General features: G+C 34.2%; 26 protein-coding genes and 1 pseudogene. 8 read left to right on the top strand and 19 right to left on the bottom strand.

Annotated elements, in window-relative coordinates; translation table 11 throughout:
• Window positions 1–23 precede the first annotated feature (23 nt).
• The gene (locus tag MHH59_RS13960; RefSeq protein WP_003189870.1) at window positions 24–983 is read right to left on the bottom strand and encodes a helix-turn-helix domain-containing protein; all 960 of its coding nucleotides are present in this window, start codon (window positions 981–983) and stop codon (window positions 24–26) included.
• 136 nt (window positions 984–1,119) lie between these two features.
• Between MHH59_RS13960 and MHH59_RS13965 the strand changes: the two genes are divergently transcribed.
• Together MHH59_RS13965 and MHH59_RS13970 are read left to right on the top strand one after the other, a co-directional pair.
• The gene (locus MHH59_RS13965; protein WP_016127101.1) at window positions 1,120–1,965 is read left to right on the top strand and encodes an oxidoreductase; all 846 of its coding nucleotides are present in this window, start codon (window positions 1,120–1,122) and stop codon (window positions 1,963–1,965) included.
• 40 nt (window positions 1,966–2,005) lie between these two features.
• Complete coding sequence (locus tag MHH59_RS13970; protein ID WP_002200267.1) at window positions 2,006–2,515, top strand: GrpB family protein; 510 nt, start codon at window positions 2,006–2,008, stop codon at window positions 2,513–2,515.
• 100 nt (window positions 2,516–2,615) lie between these two features.
• Here MHH59_RS13970 and MHH59_RS13975 read toward each other — a convergent pair whose 3' ends face one another.
• From MHH59_RS13975 to MHH59_RS13990, 4 genes and pseudogenes are all read right to left on the bottom strand, one after another.
• Window positions 2,616–2,924 (bottom strand): DUF4181 domain-containing protein, encoded by a 309-nt coding sequence (locus tag MHH59_RS13975; protein WP_003189862.1) that lies wholly within the window; start codon window positions 2,922–2,924, stop codon window positions 2,616–2,618.
• Window positions 2,925–2,987: 63 nt separating this feature from the next.
• Complete coding sequence (locus MHH59_RS13980; RefSeq protein ID WP_170935230.1) at window positions 2,988–3,824, bottom strand: PP2C family serine/threonine-protein phosphatase; 837 nt, start codon at window positions 3,822–3,824, stop codon at window positions 2,988–2,990.
• Window positions 3,808–4,298, bottom strand: a pseudogene (locus MHH59_RS13985) (HIT family protein). Before MHH59_RS13985 ends, MHH59_RS13980 begins: the two are co-directional and overlap by 17 nt.
• A gap of 103 nt (window positions 4,299–4,401) precedes the next feature.
• Window positions 4,402–4,575: a hypothetical protein gene (locus MHH59_RS13990; RefSeq protein WP_002127725.1), complete on the bottom strand. Its 174-nt coding sequence runs from the start codon at window positions 4,573–4,575 to the stop codon at window positions 4,402–4,404.
• 215 nt (window positions 4,576–4,790) lie between these two features.
• Here MHH59_RS13990 and MHH59_RS13995 point away from each other — a divergent pair, with 215 nt between their 5' ends.
• A complete protein-coding gene (locus MHH59_RS13995; protein ID WP_002085127.1) occupies window positions 4,791–5,027 on the top strand; it encodes a hypothetical protein in 237 nt (78 codons plus the stop codon).
• 47 nt (window positions 5,028–5,074) lie between these two features.
• On the opposite strand, the gene MHH59_RS14000 is transcribed toward MHH59_RS13995, so the two are convergent.
• Both MHH59_RS14000 and MHH59_RS14005 read right to left on the bottom strand, forming a co-directional pair.
• On the bottom strand, window positions 5,075–5,911 hold the full coding sequence (locus tag MHH59_RS14000; RefSeq protein ID WP_002127727.1) for an ABC transporter permease: 837 nt from the start codon (window positions 5,909–5,911) through the stop codon (window positions 5,075–5,077).
• A complete protein-coding gene (locus MHH59_RS14005; RefSeq protein WP_002013036.1) occupies window positions 5,904–7,109 on the bottom strand; it encodes a quaternary amine ABC transporter ATP-binding protein in 1,206 nt (401 codons plus the stop codon). The genes MHH59_RS14000 and MHH59_RS14005 overlap by 8 nt, the downstream gene beginning before the upstream one ends.
• Window positions 7,110–7,282: 173 nt before the next feature.
• Between MHH59_RS14005 and MHH59_RS14010 the strand changes: the two genes are divergently transcribed.
• Window positions 7,283–8,140, top strand: a complete 858-nt coding sequence (locus MHH59_RS14010) for a glycine betaine ABC transporter substrate-binding protein (protein ID WP_002085124.1) — start codon at window positions 7,283–7,285, stop codon at window positions 8,138–8,140.
• Window positions 8,141–8,193: 53 nt separating this feature from the next.
• Here the strand turns inward: MHH59_RS14010 and clpP are convergent, their stop codons facing one another.
• Both clpP and MHH59_RS14020 read right to left on the bottom strand, forming a co-directional pair.
• Complete coding sequence (gene clpP, locus MHH59_RS14015; protein ID WP_002136712.1) at window positions 8,194–8,775, bottom strand: ATP-dependent Clp endopeptidase proteolytic subunit ClpP; 582 nt, start codon at window positions 8,773–8,775, stop codon at window positions 8,194–8,196.
• A 20-nt stretch (window positions 8,776–8,795) separates the two neighbouring features.
• The gene (locus MHH59_RS14020; protein WP_002127730.1) at window positions 8,796–9,482 is read right to left on the bottom strand and encodes an RNA polymerase subunit sigma-70; all 687 of its coding nucleotides are present in this window, start codon (window positions 9,480–9,482) and stop codon (window positions 8,796–8,798) included.
• 143 nt (window positions 9,483–9,625) lie between these two features.
• Here MHH59_RS14020 and MHH59_RS14025 point away from each other — a divergent pair, with 143 nt between their 5' ends.
• The 3 genes from MHH59_RS14025 to MHH59_RS14035 all read left to right on the top strand — a co-directional run bounded on the left by MHH59_RS14025 (window position 9,626) and on the right by MHH59_RS14035 (window position 11,153).
• Window positions 9,626–9,946 (top strand): 2Fe-2S iron-sulfur cluster-binding protein, encoded by a 321-nt coding sequence (locus MHH59_RS14025; protein ID WP_001125405.1) that lies wholly within the window; start codon window positions 9,626–9,628, stop codon window positions 9,944–9,946.
• A 4-nt stretch (window positions 9,947–9,950) separates the two neighbouring features.
• A complete protein-coding gene (gene rpiA / locus MHH59_RS14030) occupies window positions 9,951–10,613 on the top strand; it encodes a ribose 5-phosphate isomerase A (protein ID WP_002136714.1) in 663 nt (220 codons plus the stop codon).
• Window positions 10,614–10,718: 105 nt separating this feature from the next.
• Window positions 10,719–11,153: a GNAT family N-acetyltransferase gene (locus MHH59_RS14035; RefSeq protein WP_002189834.1), complete on the top strand. Its 435-nt coding sequence runs from the start codon at window positions 10,719–10,721 to the stop codon at window positions 11,151–11,153.
• Between the two features lie 212 nt (window positions 11,154–11,365).
• Here the strand turns inward: MHH59_RS14035 and MHH59_RS14040 are convergent, their stop codons facing one another.
• The 10 genes from MHH59_RS14040 to MHH59_RS14085 form a co-directional block, all read right to left on the bottom strand.
• Entirely contained in the window at window positions 11,366–12,733 is a 1,368-nt protein-coding gene (locus MHH59_RS14040; protein WP_098632528.1) for a lytic polysaccharide monooxygenase, read from the bottom strand.
• A 438-nt stretch (window positions 12,734–13,171) separates the two neighbouring features.
• On the bottom strand, window positions 13,172–13,729 hold the full coding sequence (locus MHH59_RS14045; RefSeq protein WP_340851549.1) for a phosphatase: 558 nt from the start codon (window positions 13,727–13,729) through the stop codon (window positions 13,172–13,174).
• Between the two features lie 76 nt (window positions 13,730–13,805).
• Window positions 13,806–15,002, bottom strand: coding sequence for a macrolide family glycosyltransferase (locus MHH59_RS14050; RefSeq protein WP_016127106.1), 1,197 nt, complete (start codon window positions 15,000–15,002; stop codon window positions 13,806–13,808).
• 92 nt (window positions 15,003–15,094) lie between these two features.
• Window positions 15,095–15,772 (bottom strand): formylglycine-generating enzyme family protein, encoded by a 678-nt coding sequence (locus MHH59_RS14055; RefSeq protein ID WP_002127738.1) that lies wholly within the window; start codon window positions 15,770–15,772, stop codon window positions 15,095–15,097.
• Window positions 15,773–15,831: 59 nt separating this feature from the next.
• The gene (locus tag MHH59_RS14060) at window positions 15,832–16,338 is read right to left on the bottom strand and encodes a DNA topology modulation protein (RefSeq protein ID WP_002013022.1); all 507 of its coding nucleotides are present in this window, start codon (window positions 16,336–16,338) and stop codon (window positions 15,832–15,834) included.
• Between the two features lie 21 nt (window positions 16,339–16,359).
• Window positions 16,360–16,746, bottom strand: coding sequence for a ribosomal maturation YjgA family protein (locus MHH59_RS14065; protein ID WP_078178867.1), 387 nt, complete (start codon window positions 16,744–16,746; stop codon window positions 16,360–16,362).
• Between the two features lie 92 nt (window positions 16,747–16,838).
• Window positions 16,839–17,192, bottom strand: coding sequence for an MmcQ/YjbR family DNA-binding protein (locus MHH59_RS14070; RefSeq protein WP_016127109.1), 354 nt, complete (start codon window positions 17,190–17,192; stop codon window positions 16,839–16,841).
• A 15-nt stretch (window positions 17,193–17,207) separates the two neighbouring features.
• Entirely contained in the window at window positions 17,208–17,612 is a 405-nt protein-coding gene (locus MHH59_RS14075) for a GNAT family N-acetyltransferase (protein ID WP_012261072.1), read from the bottom strand.
• Between the two features lie 33 nt (window positions 17,613–17,645).
• Window positions 17,646–18,062: a GNAT family N-acetyltransferase gene (locus MHH59_RS14080; protein WP_016127110.1), complete on the bottom strand. Its 417-nt coding sequence runs from the start codon at window positions 18,060–18,062 to the stop codon at window positions 17,646–17,648.
• Between the two features lie 32 nt (window positions 18,063–18,094).
• Window positions 18,095–18,280, bottom strand: coding sequence for a hypothetical protein (locus MHH59_RS14085; RefSeq protein WP_002013016.1), 186 nt, complete (start codon window positions 18,278–18,280; stop codon window positions 18,095–18,097).
• Window positions 18,281–18,429: 149 nt separating this feature from the next.
• Here MHH59_RS14085 and MHH59_RS14090 point away from each other — a divergent pair, with 149 nt between their 5' ends.
• A complete protein-coding gene (locus MHH59_RS14090; RefSeq protein ID WP_340851552.1) occupies window positions 18,430–19,176 on the top strand; it encodes a collagen-like protein in 747 nt (248 codons plus the stop codon).
• The last annotated feature ends 60 nt before the right edge of the window (window positions 19,177–19,236 follow it).

The raw sequence follows: 19,236 nt of genomic DNA on the forward strand, positions 1-19,236 counted from the left end.
TAGCGGATTATTCCTGTTTTACGTTAATAAATACGTAAAAATTCTGATGGATTCATTCCATACTTTTTACGAAATAACTCTGAAAAATGACTGACATTATTGTATCCAACTGCAAATGCCGTTTCGGTCACATTACTATTTCCCGAACGCAGTAAATCTATCGCATGCTCCATACGCTTTTCTCGTAAATATGCAAATGTGGACATCCCAAATAATTCTTTAAACCCAATTTTTAATTTATAATCATTTAACTCTACTATTTTAGCTAATTCTAATAATGATGGGGGTGATTCCATTCGTTGAAGTAAAATTTCTTCAGCCTGTTTTATTTTATTCAAATCCTGTTTTGATAATTGACTCCTTTTATTTGCGTCACAATCATTAAGCAACACTCTCCCCAAATGTATAGAAAGCAATTCGAGCGCTTTACTTTCTAATTCTAGTTGACTAATACGATCCTTTTGGGGATGCTCTATCATTCTCTTAATAAGATTAGATGTTATAGAATCAATTGGATTTTGAAACTTTTTAAAAGATTGATTTCCTAATATAGAATGAAAATCAAGACTTTTTTCAATAGCATTATTCATCATGAAATGATTAAACAATTGTACAGGAATCCCAATCGCTAATGAATATAGAGGCGTTTCTTTTTCATATTCAAATACTACATCAAAATCATTCATAAAATATAAATAGCTATTTCCAGTCATTAATTCATACGAAGAATGACCAACTTGCACTCCTCCGAACCCTTGTAAACAAAAATTAAGCTCCACCATTGCTGCATCAGATGCAAACTGGATGCGATGGTTATTATGAAATTGATAATTTGATAACACAATTTCCATACCTGAAAATGAAGTACATCTTCGTATTTCACCCATACCTATTGTTTTTGGAACATTCATATGTCTTTCCTCTACAACTTGTAAACCATAAAAATATTTATGAAAAATATCATGAAAACCGTTAGTCTCCATGAAACCCACACTCCTTTTATGTAAAAACCAAAATTAAATTGATAATTATTTTCAATTATATCAAATATCTTTATACAATAAATAGATTTTCTCTTTATAACTCGTTATGATAAAAGAAAAAGAAAGCGAGCGAACAATGAATAAAAAAATCGCGATTATTACAGGAGCATCAAGTGGATTCGGACTTTTAACGACACTTGAACTTGCAAAAAAAGACTATTTTGTCATTGCTACAATGCGCAATCTTGAGAAACAAATAGACTTAATATCTCAAGCTACTAAACTCGACTTACAACAAAATATAAAAGTTAAACAATTAGATGTAACAGATCAAGGTTCTATACATAACTTCCAATTATTTTTAAACGAAATAAACAGAATAGACATTCTCATAAATAATGCAGGATATGCAAATGGGGGCTTTATCGAAGAAATCCCAGTGGAGGACTACCGTAAACAATTTGAAACAAATCTTTTTGGAGCTATATCCATCACGCAACTTGTCTTACCATATATGAGAAAGCAGAAAAGCGGAAAAATCATTAATATAAGCAGTATTAGCGGGAAAGTAGGATTCCCTGGTCTATCTCCTTACGTTTCTTCAAAATATGCATTAGAAGGCTGGAGTGAATCCCTTCGCTTAGAAGTAAAGCCTTTCGGAATAGACGTTGCCTTACTTGAACCTGGTTCTTATAACACGAACATATGGGAAGTTGGTAAACAATTAGCTGAAAACCAATCTGATACAACCTCTCCTTACAAAGAATATATGGATAAAATACAAAAGCACATAAACAATGGCAACGATACACTTGGTAATCCGATGGATGTTGCAAATAAAATCGTAGAAATTGCTGAAGCAAGGCGTACTACATTACGATACCCAATTGGGAAAGGTGTAAAATTTATGATCTTTGCGAAGAAGGTTCTTCCTTGGAGATTGTGGGAGTTTCTTGTATTGAGGAGTTTTAAGAAGATGTAAGTAACTTTATTGAAAAAATATGTAAGGGGGTGCTAATTAAATGCTAGGTTTACCCTATGGTAAAGTGTTTTTAGTTCCGTGGTCCGAAGAGTGGGAATTTGAGTTTTCAAAAGAAAAACAATTAATTGAGGAACACATTGGAAAATATATTTTAGCGATACACCATATTGGAAGTACTTCCATCCCGCATTTAAGCGCAAAACCTATTATTGATATTGCGATGGAATTAAGAGATTCCAAAAGTGGTCTAAAATGTATTACGAACCTAGAACAATTAAATTATAAATATAGAAAAGATGTATTACCCGAAAGGTATTATTTCAATAAAGGTGAGCCAAGAACTCATCAAATTCATATGTATGAACAAGGGAATCCATATTTAATAGAACAATTAAAATTCAGAGATTACTTAATAGACAATAAAACTTCTCGTATGCAGTATGAACAGTTAAAGATTCAACTTTCAACAGCTAACCCTAATGATAAGCATAAATATGCAGAGGATAAAACAAATTTCATTAAATCCATATTGGCTAAAATAAATGATTAAATTGCGAAGACCGAACTTCGTACACATAATAAGAAACCATTCATGTATAGATGAATGGTTTCTTATTAATTAGTTATCTCATTATTTGTACCATCAATAATCATTTTAGTATGAACCCTGTTATTATTAATGCTACAACTCCTAATAATGAAATCAAAAACTCCCGCGATTCCTTATCATATTTCCACTCCATATATGATTGAAATCCATATAACGTAATAAAAAATAAAAGAGGTACATAGCCCATATATATACGATTTGGAAGAAAAGTGCTTATAGCAATAACAACTATATAAGAGGAAATGATAATTCTATTTCCCCACTTATGTGTATCATTCACATATTGGTTATTCCATCCTTTTTGTTTCGGTATATTTAACTGTCTTCTCGCTATTCTTTCAAAAACCAATAAAGATAGCACCCATAAAATTAATAAGGATATTTTTGTAACGGACAGAAAACCCTCTCCTTTTTATTTTTTTACTTTAATTTTCTCCGGCTGATCACTCGGATACGTAGCATTTGTTTTGTTTTCTAGGTCCCAACTAATAATGGTCGCACTATCTCGTCCTAATTGATGATGAACGTGTTCTAAAACATTGTGAACATGTTCTTTAAGCTCTACATTATTTCCATTCATATCATTATAAAGATTTAATGGAGTTTCATAACGGCGTTCCCCGCATTCTAATACCCCATCTGTCACCATTACAATTCGATTCTTTCCAGTACGTAATTCACGAATTCCTGATGAATAGCAAGGAACGGGTAAATCAAATGTGTTTACATTTCCAATCCATTCGTAAAAGTGGCGTTGATTCAATGTATATTGTCCTAATTTATGTAATTCATCATGAAATACATAAACTAAGCAATCACCTATGGAAAGCCACCATATGTAATTTTCTTTTCTTACGCATATTAAGCAAGCAGTTTCACCTTTTACCCTTTCGCACTTTTCTTTAAATGAGCGGGATTGAAATATCGTAAGTATATAATTTTCAACAGATCGAAATACGGTTTCAATTGATTCTTTCATAATCACTTCTATATTTTCATATTCTTTTTGGATTGTATTTACTACTAATTCAACACTTTCTGCACTATTATGCCCGTCTAATATAACGGCGAATTCCCAATCACCATTCGACAAAACTAATGCACCGTCTTCATTCTTTTTTGCTCCGGCACTTATATTCCCGCCGTATCTACCAAGTACGATATCACCATATTGCTTTACTGAAACTTCGTCTAAACACATTTCCCTACTTCCAACCCATGAATATTGTGTATTATTTGTTGTATGCATACTCATTTACCATATACTTTCGTATTCTTTCGCATAGTTTTTTAATTTTCTCTGAATCTCCATGTGGTGCACCAGTCCAATTTGCTACTTCAGTCGGTGACCAAAACTCTTTTGGTGTATTTGGATAACGTGGAATAATGTGCATATGCAAATGTGGTACACCATTACCTGAAACGAAACTGTAAATATGTTCTGCACCTTTGCTTTCTTTAAGCGCTTTACTTACTCTACTTGTTATCAGTCCGAATGCCTTTGCCTCATCTTCAGTTAATTCAGCGAGACCAGGTACATGTCTCTTTATATCAATCATTACATAACCAAGATATGTTTCTTCTGCATCCAATGGACATGTCCAACGTAAATGAGTTCATCTTCGTAAATAGCTCCACCTGAAACTGTAATGTTCCCTTTATGTTTTTCACAAATGAAGCAGTTTTGTTCTGCTTGATTGTTTATTGGCATATCCATCACCATCCTTTGCATATATAATATCATAAAAAAAGGAAAATAGGTTTTATATTCCGAAAATTCAATCTCTTGAAACAAGAATTTTCACATTAAAATAATTTATAACTCATTATTTCTTCAAAAGCGTAATCCCCATTCCAACTGCAATCCCAATCGCTATTCCGATTGCTATATTATCAGTAAATACACCAGGAATTACACCGATTACAACACCTATAGCGACACCAATTGTCATAGCATCATTTCTTTTTTTATTATTAGCCAAAATAGCATCTCCTCTCATAATTTCTCCCCATATAATATCCATTTACATGAACGTTGCTGTCTCCTAATATATTTGCTATTCCGCTTGAAAATTTCCAGAAAATGTACTTTATTACTTTTCCATTCCCCCTACATAATCCTCTTCGTTTGAAAGAATTTTTAAGTCACCATTACATATACATAGGCATTTACTATAAGAAAGATCAGTAATTTATTGAAGGAGGAACGATTCAAATGTATCCTCATTGGAATCCAAATATAAATCAACAATATGCTTACTCCCCCCATCCAGTAAGGAATACACTGCATTATGATTCGCAATACATGATGCAGCGCATCGCAAGCCTTGAAAGCCAATTAGCTAAATTAATCTCATTAATCGAAGAAAATAATCAATTAATAAAATCAATGGAACAACAGCAAAACCAAGTTTGTGCACCAGCTGGAGGCTCTGTTATTGTTCGGATGTAATTCGAATTCAAAAAACACACTTTGTAGTATAAAGTGTGTTTTTTGAATTATTTTCTTTTTGTATAAAACCCTTGCGTAATTCGGTCTAATATAATCGCAATCACGACGATAGCTAGTCCAGCTTCAAATCCCATTCCGATATTTACTTGTGTTACAGAGCGATATACATCGACGCCAAGTCCTGGCGCTCCTACAAGTGAAGCTGTTACAACCATTGATAACGAAAGCATAATACTTTGATTCACGCCAGCCATGATCGTTCCGGTTGCGAGCGGTAATTGTACTTTAAATAATTTTTGTGATGCGGTAGAGCCAAATGCATTCGCAGCTTCAATTAAATCTTCTGGAACTTGTCTAATTCCTAAGTCTGTAAATCTGATTGTCGGTGGCATAGCAAAAATAACGGAAGCAATAATGCCTGGTACGACGCCTACTCCAAAAAATGTTATCGCGGGAATGAGATAGACGAATGCCGGCATTGTTTGCATAAAATCTAATGTCGGCTTTAAAAATTTTGAGAAACGTTCATTTTGAGATGCTAAAATGCCAATGGGAATTCCGATAATAATTGAAATAATAACTGACGTAAGTACGAGCGCTAATGTTTGCATCGTTTGTGCCCAGTAGTTAATATTTAAAATAAATAATAATCCGATGAGCGTAAAAATGACTAAAGATAATTTCCTCGTTGTGTACCAAATGAGGAAACATAAGATGATAATCATCACTATGGCTGGTATTATTGTTAAAAAATTAGTGAGTAAATCAACAAATCCACCGATAATATAGGAGAATCCTCGGAACAAGCCTTCAAAGTGCTCATATAAACTTGCAACAAATGAATCGACCCATTCGCCTAATGGAATGCGCGGAATATTATTCATCGTCTTTCACCTCTTCCTCAATGTTACCTGCAAGAGCTTGAATGACACTTTCACGTTTAATAATTCCTCTCAACCTTTTCTTTTCATCAATTACGGGTAATGGATATTTCATCTCCGCCATTTTTGCATACGTTTCTTCCAGTAATGTATCTAGATAAACGTGTGGAATATCGTTAAGTAATAAATCAGCAATTGGCCATTGTTTTTTCATTGCTTTACTTGCATCATCCGCTGTTAAAATACCTAAAAACTCATACTTTTTGTTCACAACATATACCGTAGAAACACCTGCATTTCTCATAATTTGCAAAGCTACACGCGGCCCACGATCGATTAATAACGTTTCTGGTCTTTTTAAAATAGATTCTGCCGTAATTACTTTTCCTAAATTCACATCCGCAACGAATTTCTCTACAAATTCATTTGCAGGGCTCATCATAATTTCTTCCGGTGTTCCAATTTGGACAATTTCTCCATCTTTCATTAATGCGATACGATCACCAATTCGAAGAGCTTCATCTAAATCATGTGTAATAAAAATAATTGTTTTTTCCATTTTATCTTGTAACTCTAACAATTCATCTTGCATTTCTTTTCGAATTAGTGGATCTAATGCACTAAATGACTCGTCCATTAGTAATACATCTGGATTATTCGTTAGTGCCCTTGCAATTCCAACACGCTGCTGCATACCACCACTAAGTTGACTAGGGTAATTATCTTTATGATGATCGAGTCCTACTAACTGTAGCGATTCTAACGCCTTATTTTCTCGTTCCTCTACTGGAACTCCTTGAATTTCTAACCCGTACGCAACGTTTTGTATTACCGTACGATGTGGAAATAAAGCAAACTTCTGAAAAACCATACTCATTTTCGTCCTTCTTACTCTTCGCAATTCTTCTTTTCCCATCGTTGCGATGTCTTCACCATCTATGTATATATGCCCCGCTGTCGGTTTAATTAATTGATTTAGCATTCGAACCAATGTAGATTTCCCACTACCAGACAAACCCATAATAACGAAAATTTCTCCAGTGTATACTTCAAACGTTGCCTTTTTCACACCAACGTTCATTCCTGTCTCCTTTAAAATTTCCGATTTGCTTTTTCCTTCTTTTAATAAGGTAAGCGCCCGTTGCGGATGTTTCCCAAAGACTTTTGTTACATTTTCAACACGTACCTTTGTATTATCCATGTCACTACTCCTTTTCTACCCATCTATTTACATAGTGTTGCGATTTTACAGAGAAATATTACATAAAAATGACATATATAAGATTTCTTTAAAAATTCTTGTTTCCGTTCATAATAAGAAGGTTCACTTATAGATTAATTTATAAAAAGCAAAAGCTTCACAGGAGGTTTTGAATGCGAAAAAAAATATGGATTATAAGTCTGTTACTATTTATTAGTATGATTTTCACTTCTTGTAATGCAACAAATGCAAATTCGAAAGGAAAAATTAAACTTGGTGTAACAAGTTGGAAAGAAAATATCGCAACCGCAAATATGTGGAAAGTTTTATTAGAAGAAAAAGGCTATAAAGTTGAACTCATGTATTTAGAAAAAGCTGCGATATGGACTGGCGTCGCACGTGGTGATGTTGATGCGAATCTAGAAGTATGGCTTCCTGTTACGGATAAACCATTAAATGCCCGTTACAAAGATGACTTCGTCTTAAAATCAAAATGGTATGAAGGTACTGGGCTTGGTTTAGTCGTCCCTTCTTATGTGAAAAACGTTAACAGTATTGAAGATTTAAATGCACATAAAGATGAGCTAGATAATAAAATTGTTGGGATTGAACCTGGTAGTAGCCTAATGAATTTAACGAATAAAGCAATGAAGGAATATGATATAAAACTAAAACTTGTCCAATCTTCAGAAGCTGCGATGATGAGCGAACTAAAGAAGGCATATACGAAAAAGAAACCAATCGCTGTTACGCTTTGGAATCCTCATTGGGGCTTTTCAGAATTTGACTTAAAATATTTAAAAGACCCTAAGAAAGTATATGGTGAAAAAGATGACATTTATTACTCCGTTCGTAAAGGTTTCGAAAAAGATCATCCGGATATTGTGAAATACTTTGATCAATGGAAAATGAACGATGAACAACTTGGTACGTTAATGGTCATGTTAAATAAAACGAAAGATCCAGAAGAAGCTGCTCGAAAATGGATAAAAAAGAATCAAGCTTTAGTTGATGAATGGATAAAAGAATAAAGAATGACAAAAACAGGCTAGAGAATTTAGTATATTCTCTAGCCTGTTTTACGTTATTTTTTCTCAATAACTGCATCAACAATTCCATATTCCTTCGCTTCTACTGCCGTCATAAAATAATCTCTTTCTGTATCATGAGCTACCTTTTCTACTGGTTGCCCTGTTCGATCAGATATAATTTTGTTAATATCATGTTTTAACTTTAATATTCTTTTTGCTGTAATTTCAATCTCCGTTGCTTGCCCTTTTACACCGCCGAGCGGTTGATGAATCATGATTTCACTGTTAGGGAGCGCAAATCTTTTTCCTTTTGCGCCAGCTAATAGTAAAAGCGCACCAAATGATGCCGCAAAGCCCATACAAAGTGTTTGCACATCTGGTTTAATAAGGTTCATCGTATCTAATATTGCAAATCCCGCTGTCGTTGAACCACCCGGACTATTGATATACAGGAATATATCTTTTTCTGCATCTTCCGCTTCTAAAAACAATAATTGTGCTACTACACTGCTGGCAACTTGATCGTTAATTTCTGAACCAATCATAATAATTCGGTCTTTTAATAATCTTGAATATATATCATAGGAGCGTTCTCCTAATTTCGTTTGTTCTATTACGTAAGGAATTACACTCATTATAAATCCCTCCATCTGTTTTATGCCGCATTAAGCATACAACTGTAAGAAGAAGATTGTTTCATACTGAAGAATAACACTGGTTGTATTGATGGTAACTTAGTGAAATCTATTGTTGGGAGAAGTTTCGTCAACAATTCAGGTCTTTCTTCTCGAATAGAAGTTACAACGATTTCAACATCATCCGTGTACTCCACTATTTCAATGCCTTCTTCATTTACAGTTTTCAGCCTATTTCTACTCCTAAATAAAGATGCTTTCACTGCGCCTTCTGATACAGAGCATATTTTTGCAATATCCGCGATACTATACTGAAAAACATCCTTCAATAATAAAATTACGGATTGTTGCACATTTAACGAAGACAATACTTTCCCTACCATTTCATGCAAATCTGCAATTTTTCCATGTGGTTCTTCAAATGTATTTTGCTGTTCTAACTTTTCTTGAACGGATTTTGATTTCATTTGATCTAACCATTGATTTCGAGCAATTTTATACAGAAGCGTTATACAAATTTCCTTCTCACTATACTTTTGAAGAACTTTGCAAATTGCTTCTTGGGCAAGGTCTTCCCCATCCCATTTGTTTTTCGTCAAAAACGTACAGTATCTTTTTACCTCTGCATAATGTGTAATTAAAAAATTTATATTTGAATGATTCATATCGATATGATCCTTTAAAACCTGAGTTACTTTTGTGCACAAAATAACCACTCCTTTTCAGCGCTTACTTAATAAACGATTGAACAAATAAAAAAGTTACGGGGCTTATAATTAATTTTATGTTTATGTTCATGAATACGGGTCATAAATATGTTATATAGCATTTTACATGAGGAGGAATCAATTTGCCAAAATTAACAGTTGAAGGTACCGGAACTTTCGATATTAAAGAAGGAACGAAATTAGTATTAGCACTTGAAGATAACGGTGTACACATTCTTCATCGTTGCGGTGGCAAAGCAAGATGTACAACTTGTAGAGTTGAAGTCATTGCAGGTGATTTTTGTGAGGCGACAAATGATGAAAAACAAGCTATTACGGAAAAAGGAATTGAAGACCACTTACGATTATCGTGCCAAATGCGTGTACATAAAGATATTACCGTTCGCCCTATACTTACAGTTGAAAATTCCGGTTTAGATGCTGGACCACGCCCAGCGGAGTAAAATGATGAATTTAAAACAGCTTGCAGGCGAATATGCTGCTGGCTTTGTAAGAGATGGTATGACGATTGGACTTGGTACGGGTTCAACCGTATATTGGACGATACAAAAGTTAGGTCACCGTGTACAAGAAGGGTTATCTATTCAAGCTGCACCGACATCAAAAGAAACTGAAGTATTAGCAAAACAATTATCTATTCCGCTAATCTCTTTAAATGAAATTGATATACTTGATCTCACAATTGATGGCGCAGATGAAATCAATAATGATTTACAATTAATAAAAGGTGGTGGTGGTGCATTACTTCGCGAAAAGATTGTTGCCACCTCCTCTAAAGAACTTATTATTATTGCAGATGAATCCAAACTCGTTTCACATTTAGGTACCTTTCCACTTCCTATTGAAATCATCCCCTTCTCTTGGAAGCAAACTGAAAAGAGAATTCAATCTTTAGGATGCGAAACGCGTTTACGTATGAAAGATGGCGGACCATTTATAACTGATAACGGCAATTTAATTATTGATTGTATTTTTCCAAACAAAATATTGAATCCAAATGATACACATACAGAGTTAAAGATGATTACCGGTGTAGTTGAAACAGGATTATTTATCAATATGACGAGCAAAGCGATCATCGGAACAAAAAACGGTATAAAAGAATATTAAGCATTTTAAAGGCTGACTTTTGCAAGTCAGTTTTTTCTTTTATAGCATTACAGTATGATATACTATGAAAACACATTCATATCACACTAGAAAGGGCTGAACAATTTGCAATCCAAACTCATAACAGAACTTACAGATTTAGAAACTGCCTTTCACATTCGAAAAGAAGTCTTTGTAAAAGAACAAGGTGTCCCTCTTGAAGATGAATTCGATACATATGACCAAATTGGCGAGGCATGCAAACATATATTAGTTTATTATAATGAACTTCCTGTAGGAACTGGCCGTATACGATTCGTTGACGGAATGGGTAAACTAGAAAGAATTTGTATTTTAAAAGACTATCGCAAATACGGATTAGGCAAAGTAATCATTCAAAAGTTAGAAGAGATTGCTCGTAACAAAGAAGCAAACAAAGTTAAACTACACGGTCAAACACAAGCTGAAGGGTTTTATGAAAAATTAGGCTATCAAACTTCTTCCGACGTATTTATGGAAGATGGAATTCCACATATTCTTATGACGAAAGTGTTATCATAATAGAAAGGTTACTATATGATTCTACATTATGTATTCGTATAGTAACCTTTCTGTAGCTTATTCGTTTGAAAGTCTCTTTGATGAATATTCTAGATTAATACAAAAAGACGACGCTGAATACGTCTTCTTTTTTATAAGCAGAAAAGTTAACTCTCAAACTTCCTTTTTTTGCATCAAAGCCCATCATCTTTCATTTCATTTTGAGGTAAAGCTTACACTGTTTTCCATAAGGATAAAGCAAAAATCCAGTTTGGATCCCCATGTCCTTCATAATTCTGGACTGCTTCATACACTTTTCCCTCGTGTAAAACTCTATCTTCCTTTTTATATGCTTTCTTTGCATCCCACGCTTCATATGAAGTGCTTTCAGTTTTTGTAGTAATTGTGAACGTATCACTTTGTACGGATTCATTTCCAACTACATCCACTGCTTTCACTGCATATTTATAAGTAGTATTAGCGAGTAAATTTTTATCCATATAAGAAGTCGTATTGGATGTTGCAATTTTTTTCATTGTTCCTTCTATTTCTCTATAAATATCGTAATAGTCTACTCCAACGTTATCATCAGATGGGCTCCACATTAGATCCACACTTGACGCTGTTGTTCCCATGCTATGTAATCCTTTTGGTTGTGTTGGTGCTTCTGTATCAGGAGCTTCAACTGTTGTTTTCACTGTAAGCGCTGTACTTTCTTTCGATACATTGCCAGCTGCGTCAATTGCTTTTACAGTATAAGTGTATTCTGTGCTTGGTTGTAATTTCTTATCAATAAAATAAGTGCCTGGTACTGTGTCAATCATCTCTCCGTTACGGAAGATTTGGTACCCTTTTACTCCTACATTATCCGTAGAAACGTTCCATGTTAGTTCTATACTATTCGCTGTTACTTTTTGCGCCTGAATTCCATTTGGAATACTTGGCGCTTCTGTGTCTGGTTTCACATTATTGATGAGATTCACATCAATTACATTATAGAACGCATTTGCTGTATCAGCTACATCCCATACAGCTAAAATCACATGATATCCACTACGGTCAGTAGGTACATTGATTTTATGAGTTAAATTATTTGAAGCTGCAGAACCATCATGTTGTACAGTGCCAATTGGCTCAAAGTCTGCTCTTGTTAGTGCTTTATTTGGATTCCATCCTTTTTTTGTAATATAGTAGTGCCATTTGCTTGTTAAGTGAGGTGCTGTATACTTCCAAGTAAATGTATTTTCCCCACCAGTGATTGTATTTTTAAACCAACGATTTGCTGTTTGTTGATCTAAAATACCGCCAAATTTTCCACCTGCAGAAGCGATTTGCCCATCAACTGGGCCACCTTGTGGGAATCCTTTTGGAGCTTCTAAACTTTGTGGTTCATACATAACACTTCCGCAGTTTACATTTAGAGCACCATAAGTTGGACTACATAAAGCGGAACGGCTACCAGGCTTTTCAACAAAGCCGTGCGCGTATGCATTTTGAGGAATAAGTGTCGTGCTGATAATTCCAGCTGTTAATGCAACAGCTCCTATACTTTTTTTGTTCATTTTCAAGTTTTGTAGTTGTTTTAAAAATCGATTATTCATGTTCCTGTCCCCTTCTTGTTATACTTCGTAGTGTAATGTGGGCTTTGATGTAAAAGAATAACAAGAGTCAACCTTATTTCGTGTATGCGTAAATATGCATACACCGTCGTAAAGAAACATTTCATTTCTTGTGATATATTTCACTTACTGAATATATCATGACATAGAAATCACCTAAACGTGTGCAGAAGTTGTGCAGAAACAGTGAAATTACTACTAACACGTAAAACTACATCCTAAATTTATAAAGTAAAAGTGAGCAATAGAAATTGTAGTACTTGTAATGAAAAATTTTAGGTATATATATGGATGAATTGCACCAAGTCGTCTTGAAACCCTTCATCGTTAACTTAAAACGCATGGCAATGTGAGATCACATTATTTTAAAACAACGTGCCATCTCCATTTTCCATATATCTTTCTATCAATACTTTGAAATTACTTATCACTTGTAAACATTTCCGAATCCGTCAATATAGTTTCATAAAACTTATCATATTCTTCACAGTATTGGATTTTTAATTTTTCTATTAAACTTGTATCTAGTGAAACAATGTCAATAACGATACTTATATACAATAAATAAGTATCGTTATAAAAAGAAATATACGCTTGCTGACCACCATTAACGACATACTTGCAATACTTATATACTTCATCTTCATGTACACCTTTAATCGTAGTAAATATGATTGTACTTTCAAGATCATCAACGTCTACTTTCGTTTCTGCCCAATTCTTAATCTTCATGAACCTTCCAATTTTTGTTTTCTCATTTATTCTCTTACTTTTACCATATGTTATGTAACCGGAAATAAATGAAACATCAATTGTATCAGGACTTTTAAAAAGTTCAGTCAAAATCCCTCTTAACCCTCTCAAATTACCCTCAAATAATTCTATATCGAATCTAATTCTATTTTTCGCCTCCACTTGAAAAAATGGTGTAGCTGTCATGTCAGCAAAATTTACATCTAGTATTTTCATTCTTTCCATTTCATCAATTCCTCGCTTCATATAACATAAAAGTGTCTATATCATTTAATATAGACACCCTTTCACATGTATAGTTTTAATAACAGCCTGTAAATTTAAAAATTTCATCAACTGCTTGCTTATACCCACCTGATTTTCGGAGAGACTCCTTCAGATTCAAAGTGGTTTCTTTACATGACGGATTATTTAATACTATTTCTACACTTTCACTTAGTTGATCCGCAGTTAATCCTTGCATTTGCAATTTAACTCCTGCCCCGAGACTCTCCACTTGCTTTGCGATTACTGGCTGATCTGCACTTTGCGGAATTACAACGAGTGGAACACCGTTATATATCCCTTCATGCGTACTGTTCATACCGCCGTGTGTAATAAATAGTTTCGTATATTTGAGAAGTTCAGTTTGTGGTACATAGTTTTTCACAATGAAGTTTTTAGGGATATTACCTAAATCACTTATTTCCATTTTGTTGCCAATAGACATAACAATTGTATGCTTACTATTCTCGAACGCCTTCATACAAAGTTTATAAAAATCAAGCGCTTCATTAAAAACAGTACCTAGTGAAATGTAAATCAGGCTTTTTTCTTCAATTGAAGTGTAATCAAAACCTTCATTTTTCACTTGTGTAGAGATAGATGGACCCACAAATTTGAATGTTTCATTAAATGTATCCCCAAAAGGTTGGAACTCCTTAATTGTATACACAATAGTAAGTGAAGCTGGATTACAGAAAACTTCATACGGTGAGTTTATATTAACACCATATTTTTCTGTAATTCCATTAGTTAAGTTTTCAAAATCATTATGTATTCTATCCTGAACTTCCAGTGGGATATTTTTAGAAAGATGGTCTAACATTTGTTTAAATGATTTTTCATCTTGTGCAAAAGATGTGCATGAATTTATGGCTGGAAGATTAAGAATTTGGGCAATTAAGCGACCACAGCCAAACATCGAATCATGAATAATATAATCAAAATGTTCACCTTCAATTTGTTCTAGAACACTAGGTATTACAATATCAGCTGTATGTAGAAGGCCGTTTATTCTTTCCTGTAAATAATTTCGACCACCGGAAAGAAATGCTTTTATAAATTTTTCATCATCAATCGTTCGTACAGTAGCACCTGTCTTCTCAATACGCTCCCTGAAAGCCTCTATTGAAAAATAAACTACCTCTTCACCGCGAGAAATCAGTTCTTCTACAACATGTAATGTTGGATTTATATGTCCTTCTGATCCAGCGTTAATGAATAAAACACGTGCCATTCAAAACACTCCTTAAATTTTAAAATTTCTATGTTGTAAAGAGTATGGATACTTTCCATACTCTTTACGGAGTTATATGTATCATTTTCCTGCTAAATTGACCTAGCAAGCCTAAAACCGAGATCATCTATATGAAATGTAGGATGACTACGACGGCGACAAGTAGCACCGCACCCTCTCGCTTCTTCAGCCCAGCTACCGCCTCTGAAAATTCGGTACGATCCATATACCTTTTCATCATACAAATCATAACACCATTCCCAAACATTCCCTAACATATCATATACTCCCCATGCATTCGGTTCTTTTTTACCGACCTCATGAATTTTCCCATCCGAGTTTTTATTATACCAAGCTATCTTATCAAGTTCTCCATATGTATACCCAGTAGTCCCTGCTTTACATGCATATTGCCACTCTCCCTCAGAAGGTAATCGGTAGCCGTTGGACTCTACATTACAACTAACCTTTTGACCGCCATCACTAATAGAATAATATTCTTTTAATCCCGCTTTTTTTGAAAGTAAATTACAAAATATAATCACATCATTCCAAGAAGTATTAACAACGGGTTTATGATTGCCTAAAAAAGAATTTGATGATTCATTTATAACAGTATAATATAATTCCATCGTTACAGTATATTGCGCAAGAAGAAACGGCTTAATTTGGGCCTTCCATTCTCTTTTAATTCGATCGTCTCTTAAAACTATCTCCCCTGCTGGGATTTTTACCATATAAGAATCAATCAAGCGAATTATTTCATTCAATATTATTCCTCCATTCAAAATGGAACATAATTTAATGTTTTTAATGCATCAATTTATACTTACTGCACTTCCTTTATGAATCGTTGAACCTCATTTGGTGTTTTTAAAATAATAATTCTTTTATCCTTATTGAATTGATCGATTCTTTTTAAAATTGCAGGTCTTTTCGACTTAGGATATTCCCATATCCATTTGAAAAATTGCAAGTCAAATCTTTCTTCACATCCAGCCCCCATATCCGGTCTTGTTTTATTCCGATATTGCACAATTCTTTTAAAAGCACGATAAACACAAATTGTTCTATGAATATCAAGAAAGATAATTGTATCAGCTGCGTTAATTCTTATGTCCATTGTCCCGCCATAATTCCCATCAATAATCCACTTTTCCCCTTTAACTAATTCATTTTGAACCGTTCTTTGCTCCTCTTTCGGTACACCCTCCCAATTTGGTTTCCAAAATAGTGCATCAAGATGATGCACCTTAATATTTAATTTATTCCCTAACTGTTTTGCTAATGTAGATTTTCCTGAACCACCAGAACCTATTAATATTATTTTTTTCATAAATACCCCTTTTTACATCTTTTATTTCTTCCGTAGCATAAACTCACCAAGCATTCCTACTCCAACACCAATTGTGTAAGCCACTAAATCACTCCATAAAAATCCGTAACCTAATACGAGTCCACCTAAAGTCGTTGCGCGAATGCTATCAATCCATTCCGCATGGTACAATTGGCTAATTTCAATCCCGTAGCAAAATATCAAACTAATAAAAGCTAATTTCTTCATTTCTATTTTAGGAAACAAAAATCCGAATCCAGTAAAAATCATTAATGCCCATAAAGCATCACCTAAGTACCCATTTAACAAATCTGGTAACGCAAAAGCAAACTTTCTTGAACTAAGACCTAAAATAATAACAACTATAGTAAACACCGCATATAGTAATCTATTTCGTTTCGTATTCATTTCAAAATCCCCTAATATATAATGTAAAACTGCAAATAGCTAGTAAAATATAATCATTTTACTAGCTATTTATAGTCGACTTCACTTTGTATTTAATCCAATAACTCTTGCTGCTTTTTCTTTGAAAATGATTGTAATACTAAATCATACGACCAATCTATCATTTTATTAATTTGTTCTTGCCCCACATCCTTATGTATGTACACTGTATTCCAATGCTTTTTATTCATATGATATCCAGGAATTATTGTTTCTGGGTAATCTTCTCTTATTCGTAAAGAGAGTTCTGGATCACATTTTAATGTAATCGCAGCTTTTTCCCCTTCTTCATGATTCACTATCGCAAATATTTTATTATTTAACCTCATACATGTTGCACTCCAGCCATCTGGAGAATCCTCTGTCGCTTTTTTTTTCGATAAACAATACGCTCTTGTTGCATTCATTCTAATTGGCACCTCTTATTCTTTCACTATTTGATTACGATGCATCACAATTTGCTTCGTCGCTTTAAATTGCTGTTCACCATAAAACTTTATTAGTTTCTCGCCGCAAAATAGACTTACAATATCAATATGAGATATCTCTCGAAGTAACATTGTAAGCATCTTCTCACCAATACCTTTATTTCTTACACTCTCATGTACGACAACATCTTCAATATACGCCCGAAAAACACCGTCAGTAACAACTCTAGCAAATCCAATTAATTCGTTTTCTTCCCATACTCCAATAGCTATACTATTCTTTAACATTTTTTGAATATCGACTTCTTTTCTTTCTGGCCACCAACCTACAGAATCGTAAAGTTTCTTTATTTTTTCTACACAGATTGGTTGTTCATGTTGTAATTTATACGTGTACATTTTTTCTCCCCTCAACCAGTATGCATAATATTATTATAATCTCTTTTCTAAAAAGTGTTGACTATGCCCTTTAGGATGATCTTCAACAACACCATATTCTCGGTATCCGTGCTTTTTATAAAAATCTGGTGCTTGGAAACTAAATGAATCTAGTAAAATGAGTCTACATCCTTTTTCCATCGCAATTTCTTCTATTTTATGTAACAATTGACTACCATAACCATCATGACGAACAGATTCATCAACCCATAAAAAATCTATATGAAGATGATAAAAATACATCGTTCCTGTTACCCCGCCAAAGATTTTTCCATCTTCATCTTTCACTACGAAGCTTACTTGTTCCATCGGTTGCTTTACTTCATCTGTTAAAATAGACATGTTATATTGAATTACTTTATTTTTAATGTATTCTCCTTCAGTGCGAGTACCATTCTCTATGCTTTTCATATATTTCTTCCTTTCAACTTAGTAAGCTACATTTAATTTTTACTTCTTCTCTTTAATATACTGATGAATATAAATCCAGCATATGTAACAAAGCATGAAAAACCAATTATGCCTGGTACAGAGACATAGCCTGTTCTCACATAACTTATAACGGCAAAACTAGCAATTAATAATAAAATAGATGGCCAAAAAATAAGTACTGTTTGGAGTAAAGCCATGTTCCTTATATATTATAGAATGGGTTTATATTTGTGTCATAAGGGCTTATGCTTATTTTTATTTTTAAAGGCTTTTTCCTTATACTTGCGTGTTAGCTGATTCATAAACTATAGAGTGTAAGTGGGTGAATGATAAGGATGGTGTAAAAATGAGTAAATTTAAAAAAAATTTTCATATTCCGTGCGAATGTTTCGGTCCCCCTTTACCTCCACCTGAAATTGGTCCAACGGGCCCAACAGGTCCAACAGGTCCAACAGGTCCAACAAGTCCAACAGGTCCAACAGGTCCAACAGGTCCAACAGGTCCAACAGGTCCAACAGGTCCAACGGGTCCAACAGCAGTAGGATGTTGTCCATGTAATAATATTCTTGACAACCCTGGATTTGACGAGCCGGCAGTAGTAGGAGATCCAGTTCCAGGTTGGAATCAAGCAGGTTCCGTTTCAGAAGTAGGGTTTCCAAACGTTCATAGTGGCCGGTTTCTGTCAAATGGTTCATTTAGTCTCTTAGCTGCATCAATTAATCCAGGTGGAAGTATTAATCAAACAGTTGATGTTGACGCAGGTTGTTGTTATACGTTTTCTTTTGCTGCAGATGTAAGGGATGGTGCATTTCTTATAGCTTCAGTATCTTTCCCAGAACTTGGGCAAGCATGTCCTCCTGCCCCTGTAACTCTTGGTCCATTAAACATTCCACATATTGTACCAGTTATGAATCAACCACAATCTCTTTTCCAACATTATATTCTTGTTGTGTGTATACCTGCTACTGTAACTACAGCATGTATTTCTTTCCAAAATACTGCTACAGGGGGAGAAGGCGCAACAGCTTTTGTTGACAATGTTGTATTTCAGCCGACTGGTGGACCTTGTACTTCATGTTCACAAAATTTCTAATGTATTGAAGTACTTGAATCTTTTCGTTTTGCTGGCGGATCACAAAACCATTAAGGAGAG

This window comes from Bacillus sp. FSL E2-0195, assembly GCF_038003645.1.
In the GTDB taxonomy this organism is placed as follows: Bacteria; Bacillota; Bacilli; order Bacillales; family Bacillaceae_G; genus Bacillus_A; species Bacillus_A mycoides.

Excerpts from the sequence above, each read along its gene's own strand:
- MHH59_RS14050 (WP_016127106.1), bottom strand. The coding sequence starts at position 15,002 with ATGGCACGTGTTTTATTCATTAACGCTGGATCAGAAGGACATATAAAT.
- MHH59_RS14000 (WP_002127727.1), bottom strand. The coding sequence starts at position 5,911 with ATGAATAATATTCCGCGCATTCCATTAGGCGAATGGGTCGATTCATTT.
- MHH59_RS13980 (WP_170935230.1), bottom strand. The coding sequence starts at position 3,824 with ATGCATACAACAAATAATACACAATATTCATGGGTTGGAAGTAGGGAA.
- MHH59_RS14040 (WP_098632528.1), bottom strand. The coding sequence starts at position 12,733 with ATGAATAATCGATTTTTAAAACAACTACAAAACTTGAAAATGAACAAA.
- MHH59_RS14075 (WP_012261072.1), bottom strand. The coding sequence starts at position 17,612 with ATGTACACGTATAAATTACAACATGAACAACCAATCTGTGTAGAAAAA.
- MHH59_RS14060 (WP_002013022.1), bottom strand. The coding sequence starts at position 16,338 with ATGAAAAAAATAATATTAATAGGTTCTGGTGGTTCAGGAAAATCTACA.
- MHH59_RS14090 (WP_340851552.1), top strand. The coding sequence starts at position 18,430 with ATGAGTAAATTTAAAAAAAATTTTCATATTCCGTGCGAATGTTTCGGT.
- rpiA (WP_002136714.1), top strand. The coding sequence starts at position 9,951 with ATGAATTTAAAACAGCTTGCAGGCGAATATGCTGCTGGCTTTGTAAGA.
- MHH59_RS14065 (WP_078178867.1), bottom strand. The coding sequence starts at position 16,746 with ATGAATACGAAACGAAATAGATTACTATATGCGGTGTTTACTATAGTT.
- MHH59_RS14080 (WP_016127110.1), bottom strand. The coding sequence starts at position 18,062 with ATGAAAAGCATAGAGAATGGTACTCGCACTGAAGGAGAATACATTAAA.
- MHH59_RS13960 (WP_003189870.1), bottom strand. The coding sequence starts at position 983 with ATGGAGACTAACGGTTTTCATGATATTTTTCATAAATATTTTTATGGT.
- MHH59_RS14045 (WP_340851549.1), bottom strand. The coding sequence starts at position 13,729 with ATGGAAAGAATGAAAATACTAGATGTAAATTTTGCTGACATGACAGCT.
- MHH59_RS13965 (WP_016127101.1), top strand. The coding sequence starts at position 1,120 with ATGAATAAAAAAATCGCGATTATTACAGGAGCATCAAGTGGATTCGGA.
- MHH59_RS14010 (WP_002085124.1), top strand. The coding sequence starts at position 7,283 with ATGCGAAAAAAAATATGGATTATAAGTCTGTTACTATTTATTAGTATG.
- MHH59_RS13970 (WP_002200267.1), top strand. The coding sequence starts at position 2,006 with ATGCTAGGTTTACCCTATGGTAAAGTGTTTTTAGTTCCGTGGTCCGAA.
- MHH59_RS14085 (WP_002013016.1), bottom strand. The coding sequence starts at position 18,280 with ATGGCTTTACTCCAAACAGTACTTATTTTTTGGCCATCTATTTTATTA.
- MHH59_RS14070 (WP_016127109.1), bottom strand. The coding sequence starts at position 17,192 with ATGAATGCAACAAGAGCGTATTGTTTATCGAAAAAAAAAGCGACAGAG.
- clpP (WP_002136712.1), bottom strand. The coding sequence starts at position 8,775 with ATGAGTGTAATTCCTTACGTAATAGAACAAACGAAATTAGGAGAACGC.
- MHH59_RS13990 (WP_002127725.1), bottom strand. The coding sequence starts at position 4,575 with ATGAGAGGAGATGCTATTTTGGCTAATAATAAAAAAAGAAATGATGCT.
- MHH59_RS13995 (WP_002085127.1), top strand. The coding sequence starts at position 4,791 with ATGTATCCTCATTGGAATCCAAATATAAATCAACAATATGCTTACTCC.
- MHH59_RS14005 (WP_002013036.1), bottom strand. The coding sequence starts at position 7,109 with ATGGATAATACAAAGGTACGTGTTGAAAATGTAACAAAAGTCTTTGGG.